Source organism: Pseudoalteromonas sp. SCSIO 43095 (genome assembly GCF_023650455.1).
Classification (GTDB): Bacteria; Pseudomonadota; Gammaproteobacteria; order Enterobacterales; family Alteromonadaceae; genus Pseudoalteromonas; species Pseudoalteromonas tetraodonis.
In genome coordinates this window covers 749,748-765,100 of sequence record NZ_CP087995.1, presented here as the reverse complement: position 1 = coordinate 765,100, position 15,353 = coordinate 749,748, and the positions used below count along the sequence as shown (strand labels likewise).

The following is a 15,353-nucleotide window of genomic DNA, read 5'->3' as shown; positions in this document are numbered from 1 at the left end:
TCTCTCACGTTTGATCAGGATCATTAAGTGCTTAAAAATAAAACAATAGGTAGCATGTTAATTGTTGCAGGAACCACCATAGGTGCAGGTATGCTTGCCCTGCCTATCGCCTCTGCAGGGCTTGGATTTAATACCGCGATGGTATTAATTATCGGTTGTTGGTTACTTATGACCTACACCGCTTTACTTATGTTGGAACTACATCAATACGCCCCTCGCGACGCCACTTTAAATACCTTGGCTAAGCTTTGGCTAGGTAAACGCGGTCAGTATGTGGCTAACTTTTCAATGATATTTTTATTTTATGCGTTATGCGCGGCCTACATAGCAGGTGGCGGAGCCCAGCTACAAGAACGTATAAACACTGGTTTTAACTTAAGTATTGCCCCACAGTTAGGCTCCGTTATTTTAGCGGTGGTGATTGCAGGTGTTGTCACTTTAGGCACCAGCAAGGTAGATAAGCTTAATAGAGTGCTGTTTAGTATAAAAATAGTGGTATTGGGTAGCTTATTTTATATGCTTACGCCTTATGTGCATGGCCAGCACTTACTTGAAATGCCGGTTGAGCAAGGGCTGATACTTTCGGCTATTCCTGTGGTATTTACCTCTTTTGGTTTTCATGGCTCTATCCCTTCTATTGTTAAATACGTTGGCCTTGAAATAAAAACTTTACGCAAAGTAATGATTGCAGGTGCCTCTTTACCACTGGTTATTTATGTATTTTGGCAAGTATTAAGCCAAGGCATAATGAGCCAAGCCCAACTTCTCGAAAGTGAAGGCTTAAGCGGGTTTGTAGCCAGTGTGGCAAATATTGCTAACAACACGAGCGTTTCTACAGCGGTTAAGCTTTTTGCTGATTTAGCGCTGGCTACGTCATTTTTGGGAGTGAGCTTGGGGTTATTTGACTTTTTTGCTGACACATTCAAAAAAGCAGATACGGGCGCAGATAGAATAAAAACCGCATTTATTACCTTTATCCCTCCTCTTGGGTTTGCCTTATTTTATCCGCAAGGGTTTATTATGGCATTAGGTTATGCCGCTATTGCATTGGTGATATTGGCTGTATTTTTGCCGGTGAGTATGGTGTATAAACAGCGTCAAGGTGTTGAAAAAAGCGGTTATAAAGTACGAAGCGGTAATATTGGTTTAGCCATAGCAGCATTGTGTGGCATTTTAATTATTAGTGCGCAATGCCTGCAAATGGCAGGCCTAATACCTGCAATAGGTTAATACCCAATAATAAGTAATATTCTATTGGCAATCTCCCCAAACAAGAGTTTGGGGGGATTGCCATGCAAACGCTAATGTTAAAACACGATTGCTTTTCCTCTACCGCTTTGCTCTGACGCCGCATCTAATTTACCATTACGATTAATAATCATATGCATATCACCAAAGTGGCGTTCGTCCACTGTGTAACCCATTTTTATCAGCTGTTGTTTTACTGATGGCTCCAAGCCGGCATGTGCTCTGATCACATTTTTTGGCCATAACTGATGATGAAAACGCGGGCTATTTACCACATCATCGGCGCTCATATTAAATTCAATCGCGTTGAGTATCGATTGATACACCGAGCTAATAATAGTAGTGCCACCTGGCGACCCTGTTACCATTTTCACTTGGTTATTACTGAGTAAAATAGTGGGGGTCATAGAGCTGAGCATACGTTTATGTGGCTGAATTTCATTTGCTTTGCCGCCAATGGCACCAAATACATTCATAACCCCGGGTTTAGCGCTAAAGTCATCCATTTCATCATTTAAAATGAAGCCTGCGCCTTCTACGACTACGCCACTACCAAACCCTAAATTGATGGTGGTGGTATTAGCTACAGCGTTACCCATGTTATCGACAATGGAAAAGTGAGTGGTTTGCTCGCTTTCTTTTAAACCGGGTTTAATGTTTTCGGTGGTTGAAATAGCCTTTAAATCTATACTGTTACTACGGTTTTTAAGATAGTTTTCTGCAAGTAGTTTTGCTGTAGGTACTTGGTAAAAATCAGGATCGCCTAAGTACTCTGCTCTATCGGCAAATACTCGCTTACCTATTTCAGCCAATAAATGCACATACCCTACTGAATTATGTTGTTGTGCAGGCGTTGGTTTTTTAAGCTCATACATTTTCAGCCATTGCAATATAGCAATGCCGCCTGAGCTTGGTGGCGGTGAAGTAAGCACTTGGTAGCCATTCCAATTCGCTTTTATAGGAGTCCGCGATTTAGCACGATAACGTTTTAAATCATCTTGGTTAATGATCCCGCCATGTTGGTGCATAAATTTTGCAATAATTGCGGCAGTTTCACCTTGATAAAAGCCATCTTGACCCTCATCGCGAATGCGTTTGAGTGTGGCAGCTAGCTCTGGTTGTTTAAAAAGCGCACCTGCCGTAGCGGTTGCAAAATAACTGGCAAAATTTACATTAATGTTTTTATTATTTAGATGCGCTATATAGCCTTCAATCAGCTGAGCCAACTTTTCAGGCACAACAAAGCCCTGCTCTGCTAATGTTACCGCAGGTTGCACTAACGCTTTCCACGGTAACGTACCATGCTTTTTATGGGCTAACCACATTCCTGCGACACTGCCAGGCACGCCACTAGCGTGTATGCCGTAAATAGATTTATTTTCAATTACTTGCCCCTGCTCATCTAAATACATATCACGATGCGCGGCACTGGGCGCAGTTTCGCGGTAATCTATAAAATCACCTTTTCCATCTTTATGGATAAGCATAAACCCACCGCCACCAATATTACCCGCTTCGGGAAGCGTAACGGCTAATACAAACTGAGCAGCAATAGCGGCATCAACCGCGTTGCCGCCTTGCTCTAATACGGCTTTTGCAGCGTGCGCACTAAATGTGTCGGGCATCGCCACCGCACTTTGTTTAGCCGCTACATTAAAAAAGCCTACTTGTATTATTAAGACACTGCTAATAATTAGCTTGCGTGGTGAAAAAAGTGATCCCATCCCATATCCTTAGGTTATTTTTATACATTGATGGCAAACATTAATGCACAGTAACAAACACGAGGTCAATATTTATAGGTCGCATTTAAAGAGCCTAGGATTGTTGTTAGATTATCCACATGACTTTGAATAAAGCACGGCTGTTAAATTTGAGCCATCCTCTGTATGAATATAATAATGTTTAAGCTGCATACCGAGTTTTTTCATAACATTAATTGAGCCAACATTTGAGGTCAGTGCTGTAGCGCTAATTGCCTTTACTTGGCGTTGTTTTTCAAGCTCTGAACAAATAGCGCCTGCAGCTTCAATAGCATACCCTTTGCCCCAACTCGCTTGCTTAAACCGCCAGCCCACTTCAACATCACTAAAATCAGGCGTATCTGAAAAAAAGCCCATCGGCCGAACAAGCACCCATCCTATAAAGGTATTGCTTTCACGCAATGTTACTTGCCATAACCCCCACCCTTGTTGCTCATTACGATAAGCAAGCATTCTAGGAATACTGACTGTTTTTATCTCTTCAAGCGAAGTGGGTTTACCTTGTGTTAAATGTTGCATAACGGCTGGGTCTTGATCAAGCTCGTATAATTGCAGCCAATCATGTTCGTCCATTAATTTAAAACTTAATCGTGTTGTTACAGCTATGTTCATTTTCATTGTTGTATAGTTACCCCTGAAATATAATTTTCTCTAAAGGAGATAGTAAATGAAAAAATTAGCAGGTTTAGCTTTATTAGGCACTTTAATTACGTTAACTGGCTGTGAAGATGCCAACGAAGTAAAACAAGATGCAAAAGAAACAAGCGCTCAAGTGAAAGAAAAGCTTGATGAAACTTGGAATGAAGTAAAGGAAAAAACCAATGAGCTTAAAAATGATGAATCATTTAATGAGCTACTTGAAGAGAGTAAAGAAATGGGCTTAGACATGTACGATGACGGCAAAGAAGTAGCTGTTGATGCATGGATTAAAAGCAAAGAAGCGGCTGGCGAGCTGACTGAAAAAACCAAGCAAAAAGCACGTGAAATTGCCGCAGAAATTGAGCAGGCACGTAAAGAACATAAAGAAGGTTAATTATTTTTAACCATAAAAAAGGTAAGCCATGGCTTACCTTTTTTGTTTTACTTTTAAAGTAAATAGACTTTGGTAATCTCTGAATAGTAAAGTCATCAGTTATTGCAATTGTGGTTCAAGTTCAATACATTGCGCTTTAGACTGACCTGCATTCTCAACGATAGTTACAAAGCCACCACACCCGCAGTTGGATCTGAGAATGGTAGTGCTAAGTCAGTGTAGTCGGTAACAAACATCGCAAGCATCATAGACACATTTTAATGTACTTGGCCTTTTAAACCAATTTCGTAGTTAACTGCTTTGGTTTCATCAAACGATACAAACTGATCTGGACCACCAAATGGGCGCGGAGGGAAACCGCCTGTTTGGTAACCTTTTTGAATTTGACCATAAACATTCATGTTATTGCTGATTTGATACGATGCATTTACATCCCATGTTACAGCGTCAAACTCTGCACTTACGTACTTACGTTCAGCGAATGTTGGAAAAATCGCATCGGCATCTTTCTCATCTTTAGAATAACGAAGGCCACCGCCAATTGTTAAATCATCCGTTAAGTCGTAACTACCGTTAATGTAAGCTGCGTATGAGTTTGTTTCTTGATTGATTTCAAAAAATCACGTTTACGAGCTGTAACTTCGATTTTTTCAAACGCGTCTTGTTTGGCAGTGGTTTTAGCTTCTTGTGCATTTACTGTGGTAGTAAGTGCAGCAATAATTGCTAGGCTTAACTGTGAGAGTTTGCGTAGTTTCAAAATTTTCTCCAAAGGATACCGCATAATTTAGTTATGCAAACTTATTGACTTAAGCAATAAGTTTTAGGCATAAAAAAAGACGCCTAATAGCATCTTTCCTCTGGATGGGTATTGTATTGCATATTTGTGAATAAATGTATAAGGTTTTCATTTTATAAACATATAGGTGCAAATTAATTATACTTTTGATTATTTTTGAATAACCTGTACTAAATAAAACCGCTTAGCTAGAAAGTGAGCGCGTTATCCGTACTGCGTTTGTGCGTACCTTAAATATTTACATACAAGCCTATCTTTATTCTATAAATAGCATCAATCTACATCCAGTTTAGTTTATTGAACTATACACTATGATTGATATTAACCAAAAATAGCAATATAGTATTAACAATACTTCTACGGACAGAAATTATGGATATTAAAAATACTCCAATACGCAATATAAAGTGCTTTAATAGTCCAGACTATACCTCACTCTTTTGTGTGGCAGCTAACTACAACATTTTATTAGTTAATTACCAAGCACTTAACGTAATAACAACCTACGACCTTATTAATCAATTTATGCAAGATAACGGCTACACAAACTTAGTTATATTTGATGTACCTAAAAATAGTGACGTATTAGCCTTAAAAGAATGGCCTAATTTAAAGGGGCTTTTTTATGAAAGTTCAGATGATTCACTTTTTCAACAGGGCCTCGAAGCCATTGAACAAGGAAAACTTTGGTTTCCACGCGATGTCACTGACAGCTGGATGAGACAAATGTTAGCCTCTGAACAGCAAACGGCCCTGCAATCAAGTAATCTCACTTGCAAAGAAATTAAAGTATTAAACTTACTTTTCTCCGGTCTACATTCCACCGCTATTGCAGATAGCCTATTTATAAGTGAAGCCACTGTAAGAGTACATCTACACAAGATTTACCAAAAAATATCTGTAAAAAACAAACAACAAGCATTGCTCTGGTGCCAAAAAAACTTAAGTAAAGTTAATAATTAAGTGGGCTTATTTGAAAACGAATAACATCTGAATATTCACCGGCTGCTTGGCGAGTGAAATCTTCCAGCTGAATGCTAAGCGGAATGAAAAACTCAGACTGACCAGAATAAGCAAAGTTTAAATTTGAAGCCTTTGCTAAGTTAATTTCTTCTGAACCTAGCTGTAATGTATAGTTAATACCATATTTAGTACTAAACACTGTGTGTATTAAACGGCTTTTATTCTCTGAGGTTACATTCAGCTGGATATCGGTATTTGTCACAATTTGTAAGCTAGGTAACATAGTGTATTTTTCTGCAGGACGCAGCTCCCCTAAAAAAACAGTACTAGAAAAAGTGTTATAGCCTAATAAAGATAAGCTTGTGCGAGGTTGAATAGTTGTTTCTATTTCAATTTCTACTTCATCAAGACTTTGCTTGTTCTCATCATAAAGTTTCAACTGAAGTCTATCTGTATAGTACCCTGCTTTTACAGGGGTGCCTGCAGGGATCACTAACCTGATATCTACTGAATTATTGTTAAGTTTAACTTGATTGTTGGTTTTGCTTAACAACTGATTTTCTAAACGAATTTGGTAATTAATAAATTGAGAATTACCTTTAAGCGCCCCTTGGTTTTGCGAAGAAAGACTAAAATACAAGGTACAATCCGTCGTATTTATTGTATCTACTCGAATTGTTTTCTCTGCATCGTTTTGTGATTTTACGTGATAAAAAGATAAGTCATCAAACAAATATGCTATTTCACCAATACTCGCATCGCACTGAGCATTAACTCTATTTGCTATAGATAGTAAGACTATACTTATTGCTAAATACACAATTTTAATGTACATAAATTACCCCTTTTCTTTGCAACTGTTCACCATCACGCACATCTATTGAAAATGTAGTTTTATCTTTATTTTGTAAAGTTACCTTATAATGGCATGGAGCAAGCCCTGTTATTGCAAAACGGCCTCGCTTGTTCGTAAAAAAAGTATACTCTTTGTTCGTTACTTTATTTGGGCAAATAGCCTTTCCAACCACTAAAGCTAAGGGTGACTCGTCTCGACTACGAAGAGTCGCAATAACAGAAATATTTGCTGCAGTACCAATTATTGCTTTGTGCCCGGTTTTGTATTTTGGGTAAAAGCTAAGCATTCCAGAGCCGATATCATAACCTGGGGCTAGATCATCAATATCTACAGGAATGTTGATATTGTCATATGAGCTCAAATCATTAAGTAATATGGTTTTGAAGTCTCTATTATCAGCTCTATATTCATTTTCAACTCGGCCTAACGTAATTACTTTGTTTTCTAGGCTTTTATGAGCGTTAACCAAAGCAAAGCTATCGTATATAGGCTTTCCAAATGCCCATGTATCATCTGCAAAAGCTATGCTAGATGCAAGACTTACACGGCTTTGATGATAAGCAGAGCGCGCATTTAAATCTTTATAAAAACTTGCATGTTCAAGGTTAGCAGCAAAACGGTTTGCGTTATATTGCATGTTTAAATCAAAGATTGTTTTATTTAAATCATTACTTTCTAAGCCAGCACGCAAGTTCAACGCACCAACAAACCGCTGGTTACTATCTTGCGTAAACTCAAGTCTCGTTTTATCACGTCTAGATCGGTGCGATAGTTTAACCCTATGCTGATTATTAAATTTATAAGTAAATGATAAACTTACCCCCCACTCTCTCTCGCCTCTAAAATCATCCCATTGCGCTCCGGCAGTATACCTCCACTGGCTATTAGCTAAGTCGCCCGAAAAATTAATACCTAGAGATTTATCAAACTGAACGCTCTCATGATCACGGGAAATATTAGTAAAAAAAGAGGCTAATGTTCTATCGTTAACATAATAGCTATAACTCGCCTGCAGATAGTGCTCTTTATAGCGGTTATTGAACGTTTCTTGGTTCCTGAATCCGAGCGCTGTAAAATATTTTGAACTATATTCATAACCCAGCGTAAGCTCACTTCCTAAGTTACTCGTGTTATAACTACTATAAACAGTACGATAGGCATACCCTTGATGCTCAGCGAAGCTAAAAGCCCCCTCAAAAGCTAGTTGACCTACCTTAGCTGCATAGATTTGTTTAATGCCTATTTGCTGAGCGTATTTATCCCCTTGTACTGTAACCCCAGCAGTCCAACTAGGTGTCAGACCATAGTCTAAATAAGCACTAAGAAAAGGATCATCTGGTTCATATTCGAGTTTATCGCCAGCGTTAGCAGGCACGCCTAAGTGAAGCTCATATTCAAGCTGCCCTTGTGCGAATAGGTCTAAACCAGTTGCAACATCAAAGTTTACATAGCGCACAACGCCAGCTATATCAGTAATTTTTAGAGAGATATTATTGCTGCCTTCGCTCAAAGGTATGTCATCTAAAGAATAAATACCCGCCACCAAATTAAGTCGCTGAATAATACGCTCCTCTACATATACCTCTACACTTGAGGGCGTTTGAAGAGTAAAACTACGCGAAGCGGTTGGCCTTATAGGCCTATCTGATAATAAAGAAAAATCATGTGCTATAGAAAAACCTAACAAGCGAGAGGAGTTTTGAAAATAACCGCCTGAACTAAAGTTATCCCCTAGAGAAAGGCGCATGCCTAAGCTAGGTAGATCATGAATTAATCTCGTTCCTTGGCGTTTTAAACTTGATGAGGCCGGCTGCGATACTTTACTATATTCATATTCATTCTCTAACACCCACCCTTGCCAACTAGCGACGATTTCTGAGCGTAGTGCATATTGCTCTTGAACTTGCTGCTGCTCCTTATCGTTCTGATGAACGTAGCTTGCATAAGCGTTAACAAAGCCACTTGCGTTAGCAGGTTCAATTGCTTTTAACTTTTTCCTTCTTTTTTGTGCACTTAATTTCTGTGGGCGAGTAAGCTCTATGGGAACAACAACGTCCAAACTAAAATCGCTCATATCAAACACAACACTAAAACCCAGTTCCCTTAATGAAGATACCGCTAAAGTATTGCCTTTTAATACCTTAAATAGCTCGCTCTCTTTTTCTTCAAGTAAAATTTCGCGAAGATACGGCTCTAGTTCGTTCCACTGTAAAAAAAGGGCATCGTCTTTATCAACTTTAAGTGAGACTTGACCTATTGGACTTTTATTTAATTGAACTGACACATTAAGTTCAATTGTCCTACTAGAAGGATTTATTTTTGCTAACACGTTAAGTGGTAAAAAAAATATAGCGAAGAGGAACACTGCTGAAGTTTTCATTGCACTAAATCTAAACTTAAATGCTCTACCTCACGGCTCTCAATATTTTCAGGTAGCTTAACTTTTATGGTCTGTGTGGCATAAGGTGCAAAAAAAACATCGTACCCCTTCTCCAATAAAGCGTGTTTTTCAAAAGTAGTTACAACGGATTTATTTGTAGTTACTTTAATTTTATAGTCACTGAGTCGCGCAGCCCCCTCTCCTTCATTTTTGATTTGGGCTAAAAGCTCCCCTTTTTCTAGTTTAGAAGTCAGTATTTTTAAGTTTGGTGAATATATATCCCTGTCTACGTGAACAACTAAATTTACATTCATTAATATTTTAAGTTGTGAGGTATCACTACCAATATTAGAAGCCAAAGGCTGCTCAACTAAACTGACTTGATAACTTTTATCATGTTTCGGAAGCTTCTCTGCAACCCACCTAAATTGAATTTTCTGGCCTTGCCCCTCTTGTAAAAATAAAGAGGGAGGAAAGACCCATAATGGAGAATCTTCCAGCTTTTTTAACGATGGGCTCGATTCAGAAAAATTAATTTCAAACACTTCAATATCAAATGCAATCTCTCTAGGTAATTGATTGTAAATAAAACTAGAAGGTATTTTTGAGGGTTGATCCGGTGATAATGTGATCACCATAGGTGTCACTTCCAGAGCCGCTACCGAAATAGAAATATTACATATTAGTATCATTAAACATCGGGAGAACCACTGAACATAAAACATTAGAATATAACCTCTAACTCACTATCAGCAGCTTGAAACTCTTTTGGTATTGAAATTGAAATATTGCTTTTTGAATTTGGAAGTAAAATTTTACCTGATAGGGCTCTACTTAGATCCATTCCTTCTAAAGTTAACACTTTACCCTTAGATTTAATATTCCACTGAGCTTTAGAAAGGCGTACATATTTATTCCCTTGGTTTTCTAACGACACACCCCATTGATTTTCTGCTAATTGTTTTTTCTCTTTTATTATTAGGTTAGCTTTAGCATTATCGGGAACAACGTTAAAGAGCGTTCTAAAACTAAGTGACATACCAACACCAGATTGGGCACTATTGTTCAAATCAACCGACACTTGCTCTACAGTGATTCTATAAGACTTAGAGTGCTCAATTATAGGCTCACCAATATAACGAACAATGACCGATTGACTACTCCCTGGTGGGATAATCGTAGTCATAGGAATAATTAAGAAATCTTCTTCATTAATCTCTAAAGACTCAACCCCCGTATCACTTATACTCATATTAAAGGCAGAAACATCAATTGTTAGCGGTTTATCCGATGGGTTTATGATTCGAAGTGTTTGTTGTGATTGGCTCCCCTGAGCGCTGAGATCGGCTACCATAGGCCTGACTTGAAAGGCATTAACTGAAAATGAAAACAAACAAAATATAAATATAAGTAAAATATGCATAGAATTCCCTCCTAAATAAAGGCAGTGGATAACCACTGCCTTTTGATTTAACTTTAATTTGCCGTAACAGTCAGCATTAGCGTATCAGCATACGTACCTGCGTATACCGGTGTCTGAGTTACTTCTAAGTCAATCATTCCTGCGACGCCTGTCGTTGCTAATGTGTTATTTCCACCATTGCTTTGAGAAACACTTTGATCATTGATGCCATTATCAGCTGTCAAAGTAAAATCATACGCGCCTGCTGTTAAGCGAGCAGTGTACCCTACACCTCTGTCTTCATGATCAGCATTTTGAAGGTGCCCCTCAGAAGTAGTTAAAGTAAGTGTTGCACCATCCACATCATTACATTTCAAATCAAAATTAACTGTTTTTGAATTACCCAACGCAAGAGCTGGAAAGTAGTGTGTTGTTGCAATATTGCTTACTTCACATACGGACTCGACTGCACCGCCTACGGTTAAGTTTTCTGCTAGTGCTGAACCTGAAGATAGTGCTGCGATTGCTGAAATTACGATTAGTTTATTCATTGTTATATTCCTTATCCATGTGACATATAGTTTGTTTTGTTAAATAAATGTGCGTTTAAAGCACGCCACCCGATACTACTGATGGTGTCATTTCTATGCGGATCACATCCTGGTAGCTTCCTGCATATATTAAGGGTTCATCAAGAGTTAACTGAATTTCAGCAATGCTATTAAATAAGATATCATCAATATTAAAGCTATATGTCGATTTGGTTGCCTGTGCCGATACAGACACACTTTTGTTGGCACCTTCCAATGACCAGTTAATATTATATGAACTTATTCTACTGCTTTGCTCATGACTCAAACCGCCATTAATTGACTGCATTGATATTCGCATTGGCGAATTACAGTTAATCTCTAATGAAGTATTAGCAACGCCATTAGAAGAAAACTCTAGATTAGTATTTTGTGAGGTAAATTCACACACTGGAGAAATATGCCCCACCAATGTAATACTTACTTCATCGTTACTATATGCATTGGATGCAAAGCAACATAATACTAACCATGTTAGTCTCTTCATCACTGTCACTTCCTTTGAACTACCTTGCTAATACAGTGGTAATGTTAAGCTAAAATTCAGGTTTAGGAAGTTGTTATTTGATTACGAAACAAGGAGTAAGACTAAATACACTGTAACTAAGCATACCGTTTGGTATAAACATTTAAGTTATTCTTAGCCGATAATGGTCGCCTTTTAATTTTCACCACTTTGTTATAATCCGCTAAAGCGCTATGTTTAATGTTTATAAACAGGAAAAACATAAGATAAATCAGAAATAAACAATCATCTAAACAGCACTTACTATTTTATAAATTATGAACTAAACAACTTTAATAAATTCAAATGATTTTGAACTTCAATTAAATCAAAAGCTTTAACTACGAAAACCTTAAAACTAACAATTGTAAACTTTAATATAAACTAAATGCTCACTTCTTTTTTTACTAACTAGCTAAAGTTATTAGATAAATATTAAAATCACTTCTATAACCCTCCTAAAATCAACATTTAAATAACAAATAGGAAATACATATGAAAAAGCTATCTGTAGCAGTAGCAATATGTGCCGCACTTGCATCTAGTTACACAAACGCTGAAGTTCGTATAAATGGATTTGCTTCTATAGTGGGTGGAAAGAGTCTAGACAGTGATCAAACCTTATACGGGTATGACGATGAAATCTCATTTAAAAACGAGGTAAGTTCGCTTTGCAACTCTCAGCTGACCTTCCAGCAAAGCTTATAACGGCCAAAAGAGCTGCATCTTTGTCGCAGAGCCAAAGCGCTGTTTAACGCAGTAGAGAAAGCTTAGGCTACCGTGAGCTATGTAAAAACTTACGCAAAGAAGGTTTTAAAATAACACGCTACAAAACGCGAAAGTTAATGGCGAAGCTCAGTTTAGTGGTTAAACAACGAGTAGCTTATAAAGTAACAACTAAGCGTAAACACTCTGATGCAGTTGCAGATAATTTGCTTAACCAAAACTTTAACCCGGTCGCATCCAATCAGATTTGGGCTGGCGACGTGACATACCTGAAAACTGGCGAAGGCTAGATGTACCTTGTTGTTGTAATGGATTTATATTCTCGCCGAATTGTTGGCTGGCATATTGATAAACGTATGACGACTGATTTAGTAATGAAAGCCATGACTAGGGCTTGTAACCTAAGAAAACCAACCAAAGGCTTGGTATTTCATTCTGATAGAGGGTCTCAGTATACAATTAAGCGATATCGCAACCTATTAAAGCATTATGGTATGCGAGCAAGCATGGATGATGTGGAGGCGTGTTGGGATAACACTGTTGTTGAAAGGTTCTTTGGCGGCTTGGAACATGATTGGTTGTTAAAAGTGGCTCAGCCAACGCGTGAGCACATGAAAAATGTCGTTACTAAATATATGAAATAATACAATCTGGAAAGCCTGCACTTAGCTAGTAACGATCAGCCACCAGTAGGGTATGAAAATTCTTTAAGAAAAGTGTCCGGCTGGAGTTGAATAGAACACTAAGCGAGTTGAGTTTTTTCTATTAGTGCTTCACACACCGCGATTACTTCAAGTACAGTTTTTCAAAAGGGCCATAAAGGAGTTGAACTTGATTGATACTTGGCCAATTTCATCCTCTGAATTTACGCGCAGATTAGTGCTCAGTGATCCTTTACCATTTGCCAGTAAACTGAGGTTATTCGCGGTATCACTTGCTAGTAGCCATAAAATTAACAACACAATAGATACTACCAGCATCAATGTGAGTGCCTGATCTGAGCGCTCTTTAGTACTTGCAACCAACTTAAAAAAGTGAGCATCTGCTTTTGCCTGAGCTACTTTAAATTTTTCAAGCACATCATTGTACAGCGATGCTTTTCTTTGCGCCTGTTGCTGGATTTTACTAAAGTCGGCCGTGCCATTTACCATACCGTTTGCAATATTTGATGATATTTTTTCGTAATTTGCTAACTGAACTTTTGTGTCACTATGAATATACGAAGCGTTTATTTGCTCAACCGCACTTATGTTGCTGATTTATGTGTTGTATATATTAACAGCTTTCTCTATTAACTCTTGCTCGTCAAATGTAACGGCTGCGTATACAGCTCATCGAGTTTTCCGACAGGCTAACATTAGCAGAAGTAAGCTTAACAACTTGATAGGAAAGCTTTTCCATTTCATCAAGTGCAGCCCTATTATCATTCATTGCAAAGTAATTGATTAAAACAATTACTAAAAATGCGACTACAGCGATACTGGTCATAGTATGAATTTCTTACTTATGCTGAGGTTTTTAAAAGAGAAACCTGAAGCTATATTCATTTACTCCGTTTAATTATCTATAGTGATTATCGGCTTAAGATGCAGAAATGTTAACTTTATTTTTAACTTTAGACGCTTTTTATACATAAAGTTAAATACCGTAACATTCGTTCGTAAACACTAACAATTGAAATATAGAGTGTTCTACTCAATGATCAACATTACTCCTAAAAGAGTTGTTTAATATTTTAAATTTTAGGCACAAAAAAACCAGTAACATTGCTGTTACTGGTTTTTGTATTTGGTGCGGATGGGGGGACTTGAACCCCCACGCCCGAAAGCACTACCCCCTCAAGGTAGCGTGTCTACCAATTCCACCACATCCGCATTTTTTAAGCTATTGCTTAGTGCTAAGTCAGCATGTTTATTTGAGGGAAATAAACAACTTAACGATTTAAAACTAAATTAATTTGGTACGTCAGAGCTTTGCTCTTTAGTTGATGTTACTGGCACATCTTCTTCAATTGGAGTCACTGTTTCAACAGCTGGAGCCGCTTCTAGGTTTTCCCATTCGTCAGTCTTTTTAATTTGACCGGCAGTTAGGTTACCTAACACAATACTAAGCACAAAAAAGATTGTAGCTAGTACCGTTGTTGTTTTCGTCATGAAATTTCCAGCCCCAGAAGAACCGAAAACTGTAGACGATGCGCCGGCACCAAATGATGACCCCATGTCCGCACCTTTACCTTGTTGGATCAAAACCATACCAACAAGCGCTAAAGCTACAATTAAATACACTACTAATAAAATTTCGTACATCTTATACGGTCCCTTTTGCACTATTGCAGATGGCAGTAAATGATTCTGCTTTTAAACTTGCGCCTCCAATTAGGCCGCCGTCTATATCTGTTTGCGCAAATAATAATTCGCTATTTTTTTCATTAACGCTACCACCATATAAGATGGTTAGCCCTTGTGCTAAATCGCTATCTAGTTCAGCAATTTTGTCACGGATAAATTTGTGAACGCTTTGTGCCTGTTCAGGCGATGCAGTCTTACCTGTGCCTATAGCCCAAACGGGCTCATATGCTATCACAGATTCTTTTAGTGCTGCTACACCTAATTTATTAATTACTGCGTCAATCTGCGCAGCAACTACTTGTTCTGTTTGACCGCTTTCTTGCTCTGTTTCGCTTTCGCCAACACATAAAATAGGCGTTAGACCTACTTGTTGCGCGCGAGCAAATTTTGCAGCAACGGTATCATTGCTTTCTTTATATATACTGCGTCGTTCAGAGTGACCAACCAGTACATATTTCGCACCTAGCTGCTTAATTAGCTCTGCATCTACTTCACCAGTAAACGCACCTGGGGTATTCTCAGACACTGTTTGCGTGCCTGTTGTTACACCACTTGCAATCATTGCTGGGACTAGAGGAAACGGAGGAAATAAAACAATGTTTACTTCAGAAGATTTAACATCGTTAATAGCATCAGACAGTTGTTGAACGAGTTCTAATGAACCATTCATTTTCCAGTTGCCTGCGACCATCGCTTTGCGTGCTGCCATTTTTCCACTCCACATTAGAAAGCGGGCGAGATAT

General features: G+C 38.2%; 14 protein-coding genes, 1 tRNA gene and 4 pseudogenes. 5 read left to right on the top strand and 14 right to left on the bottom strand.

Annotation, left to right across the window (positions count from 1 at the left end; genetic code table 11):
- Positions 1 to 27: 27 nt before the first annotated feature.
- On the top strand, positions 28 to 1,230 hold the full coding sequence (locus tag LOC50_RS03630; protein ID WP_083238629.1) for an aromatic amino acid transport family protein: 1,203 nt from the start codon (positions 28 to 30) through the stop codon (positions 1,228 to 1,230).
- 77 nt (positions 1,231 to 1,307) lie between these two features.
- On the opposite strand, the gene ggt is transcribed toward LOC50_RS03630, so the two are convergent.
- On the bottom strand, positions 1,308 to 2,972 hold the full coding sequence (ggt, locus tag LOC50_RS03625; protein WP_250653636.1) for a gamma-glutamyltransferase: 1,665 nt from the start codon (positions 2,970 to 2,972) through the stop codon (positions 1,308 to 1,310).
- Positions 2,973 to 3,083: 111 nt separating this feature from the next.
- Positions 3,084 to 3,629, bottom strand: a complete 546-nt coding sequence (locus LOC50_RS03620; RefSeq protein ID WP_250653635.1) for a GNAT family N-acetyltransferase — start codon at positions 3,627 to 3,629, stop codon at positions 3,084 to 3,086.
- A 49-nt stretch (positions 3,630 to 3,678) separates the two neighbouring features.
- On the opposite strand from LOC50_RS03620, the gene LOC50_RS03615 reads away from it, so the two are divergent.
- Positions 3,679 to 4,044: a hypothetical protein gene (locus LOC50_RS03615; RefSeq protein WP_036981858.1), complete on the top strand. Its 366-nt coding sequence runs from the start codon at positions 3,679 to 3,681 to the stop codon at positions 4,042 to 4,044.
- Positions 4,045 to 4,066: 22 nt separating this feature from the next.
- Here the strand turns inward: LOC50_RS03615 and LOC50_RS03610 are convergent.
- Positions 4,067 to 4,661: pseudogene (locus tag LOC50_RS03610) on the bottom strand (TonB-dependent receptor domain-containing protein); the annotation flags it as partial.
- Positions 4,601 to 4,801, bottom strand: coding sequence for a hypothetical protein (locus LOC50_RS03605; RefSeq protein ID WP_036981856.1), 201 nt, complete (start codon positions 4,799 to 4,801; stop codon positions 4,601 to 4,603). The gene LOC50_RS03605 and the pseudogene LOC50_RS03610, both read right to left, overlap by 61 nt.
- Positions 4,802 to 5,212: 411 nt before the next feature.
- On the opposite strand from LOC50_RS03605, the gene LOC50_RS03600 reads away from it, so the two are divergent.
- Positions 5,213 to 5,803: a LuxR C-terminal-related transcriptional regulator gene (locus tag LOC50_RS03600; protein ID WP_036981855.1), complete on the top strand. Its 591-nt coding sequence runs from the start codon at positions 5,213 to 5,215 to the stop codon at positions 5,801 to 5,803.
- Here LOC50_RS03600 and LOC50_RS03595 read toward each other — a convergent pair.
- The 6 genes from LOC50_RS03595 to LOC50_RS03570 form a co-directional block, all read right to left on the bottom strand.
- On the bottom strand, positions 5,793 to 6,638 hold the full coding sequence (locus tag LOC50_RS03595; protein ID WP_248532838.1) for a hypothetical protein: 846 nt from the start codon (positions 6,636 to 6,638) through the stop codon (positions 5,793 to 5,795). The genes LOC50_RS03600 and LOC50_RS03595 overlap by 11 nt on opposite strands.
- Positions 6,628 to 8,943 (bottom strand): fimbria/pilus outer membrane usher protein, encoded by a 2,316-nt coding sequence (locus tag LOC50_RS03590; RefSeq protein WP_250653634.1) that lies wholly within the window; start codon positions 8,941 to 8,943, stop codon positions 6,628 to 6,630. Before LOC50_RS03590 ends, LOC50_RS03595 begins: the two co-directional genes overlap by 11 nt.
- A gap of 92 nt (positions 8,944 to 9,035) precedes the next feature.
- Positions 9,036 to 9,677 carry a fimbrial biogenesis chaperone gene (locus LOC50_RS03585; protein ID WP_250653633.1) on the bottom strand — a complete coding sequence of 214 codons (642 nt, stop codon included), beginning with the start codon at positions 9,675 to 9,677 and terminating at the stop codon, positions 9,036 to 9,038.
- An 86-nt stretch (positions 9,678 to 9,763) separates the two neighbouring features.
- Positions 9,764 to 10,462 carry a fimbrial biogenesis chaperone gene (locus LOC50_RS03580; RefSeq protein WP_036981849.1) on the bottom strand — a complete coding sequence of 233 codons (699 nt, stop codon included), beginning with the start codon at positions 10,460 to 10,462 and terminating at the stop codon, positions 9,764 to 9,766.
- A 53-nt stretch (positions 10,463 to 10,515) separates the two neighbouring features.
- Positions 10,516 to 10,992 carry a hypothetical protein gene (locus LOC50_RS03575; protein ID WP_250653632.1) on the bottom strand — a complete coding sequence of 159 codons (477 nt, stop codon included), beginning with the start codon at positions 10,990 to 10,992 and terminating at the stop codon, positions 10,516 to 10,518.
- A gap of 55 nt (positions 10,993 to 11,047) precedes the next feature.
- The gene (locus LOC50_RS03570) at positions 11,048 to 11,518 is read right to left on the bottom strand and encodes a hypothetical protein (RefSeq protein ID WP_036981847.1); all 471 of its coding nucleotides are present in this window, start codon (positions 11,516 to 11,518) and stop codon (positions 11,048 to 11,050) included.
- 513 nt (positions 11,519 to 12,031) lie between these two features.
- Here LOC50_RS03570 and LOC50_RS03565 point away from each other — a divergent pair.
- Both LOC50_RS03565 and LOC50_RS03560 read left to right on the top strand, forming a co-directional pair.
- Positions 12,032 to 12,240 (top strand): annotated as a pseudogene (locus tag LOC50_RS03565) (hypothetical protein); the annotation flags it as partial.
- A gap of 51 nt (positions 12,241 to 12,291) precedes the next feature.
- Positions 12,292 to 12,996, top strand: a pseudogene (locus LOC50_RS03560) (IS3 family transposase); the annotation flags it as partial.
- Positions 12,997 to 13,002: 6 nt separating this feature from the next.
- Here the strand turns inward: LOC50_RS03560 and LOC50_RS17575 are convergent.
- The 4 genes and pseudogenes from LOC50_RS17575 to tpiA form a co-directional block, all read right to left on the bottom strand.
- Positions 13,003 to 13,803 (bottom strand): annotated as a pseudogene (locus LOC50_RS17575) (methyl-accepting chemotaxis protein); the annotation flags it as partial.
- 248 nt (positions 13,804 to 14,051) lie between these two features.
- Positions 14,052 to 14,136, bottom strand: a tRNA-Leu gene (locus LOC50_RS03545).
- A 78-nt stretch (positions 14,137 to 14,214) separates the two neighbouring features.
- Positions 14,215 to 14,568 (bottom strand): preprotein translocase subunit SecG, encoded by a 354-nt coding sequence (gene secG / locus LOC50_RS03540; RefSeq protein WP_036981843.1) that lies wholly within the window; start codon positions 14,566 to 14,568, stop codon positions 14,215 to 14,217.
- Between the two features lies 1 nt (position 14,569).
- Positions 14,570 to 15,319 (bottom strand): triose-phosphate isomerase, encoded by a 750-nt coding sequence (gene tpiA / locus LOC50_RS03535; RefSeq protein ID WP_036981841.1) that lies wholly within the window; start codon positions 15,317 to 15,319, stop codon positions 14,570 to 14,572.
- Positions 15,320 to 15,353 lie beyond the last annotated feature (34 nt).

Coding starts and splice junctions, on each gene's coding strand:
- ggt (WP_250653636.1), bottom strand. CDS start 2,972: ATGGGATCACTTTTTTCACCACGCAAGCTAATTATTAGCAGTGTCTTA.
- LOC50_RS03620 (WP_250653635.1), bottom strand. CDS start 3,629: ATGAAAATGAACATAGCTGTAACAACACGATTAAGTTTTAAATTAATG.
- LOC50_RS03615 (WP_036981858.1), top strand. CDS start 3,679: ATGAAAAAATTAGCAGGTTTAGCTTTATTAGGCACTTTAATTACGTTA.
- LOC50_RS03600 (WP_036981855.1), top strand. CDS start 5,213: ATGGATATTAAAAATACTCCAATACGCAATATAAAGTGCTTTAATAGT.
- LOC50_RS03595 (WP_248532838.1), bottom strand. CDS start 6,638: ATGTACATTAAAATTGTGTATTTAGCAATAAGTATAGTCTTACTATCT.
- LOC50_RS03585 (WP_250653633.1), bottom strand. CDS start 9,677: ATGGTGATCACATTATCACCGGATCAACCCTCAAAAATACCTTCTAGT.
- LOC50_RS03580 (WP_036981849.1), bottom strand. CDS start 10,462: ATGCATATTTTACTTATATTTATATTTTGTTTGTTTTCATTTTCAGTT.
- LOC50_RS03575 (WP_250653632.1), bottom strand. CDS start 10,992: ATGAATAAACTAATCGTAATTTCAGCAATCGCAGCACTATCTTCAGGT.
- LOC50_RS03570 (WP_036981847.1), bottom strand. CDS start 11,518: ATGAAGAGACTAACATGGTTAGTATTATGTTGCTTTGCATCCAATGCA.
- secG (WP_036981843.1), bottom strand. CDS start 14,568: ATGTACGAAATTTTATTAGTAGTGTATTTAATTGTAGCTTTAGCGCTT.
- tpiA (WP_036981841.1), bottom strand. CDS start 15,319: ATGGCAGCACGCAAAGCGATGGTCGCAGGCAACTGGAAAATGAATGGT.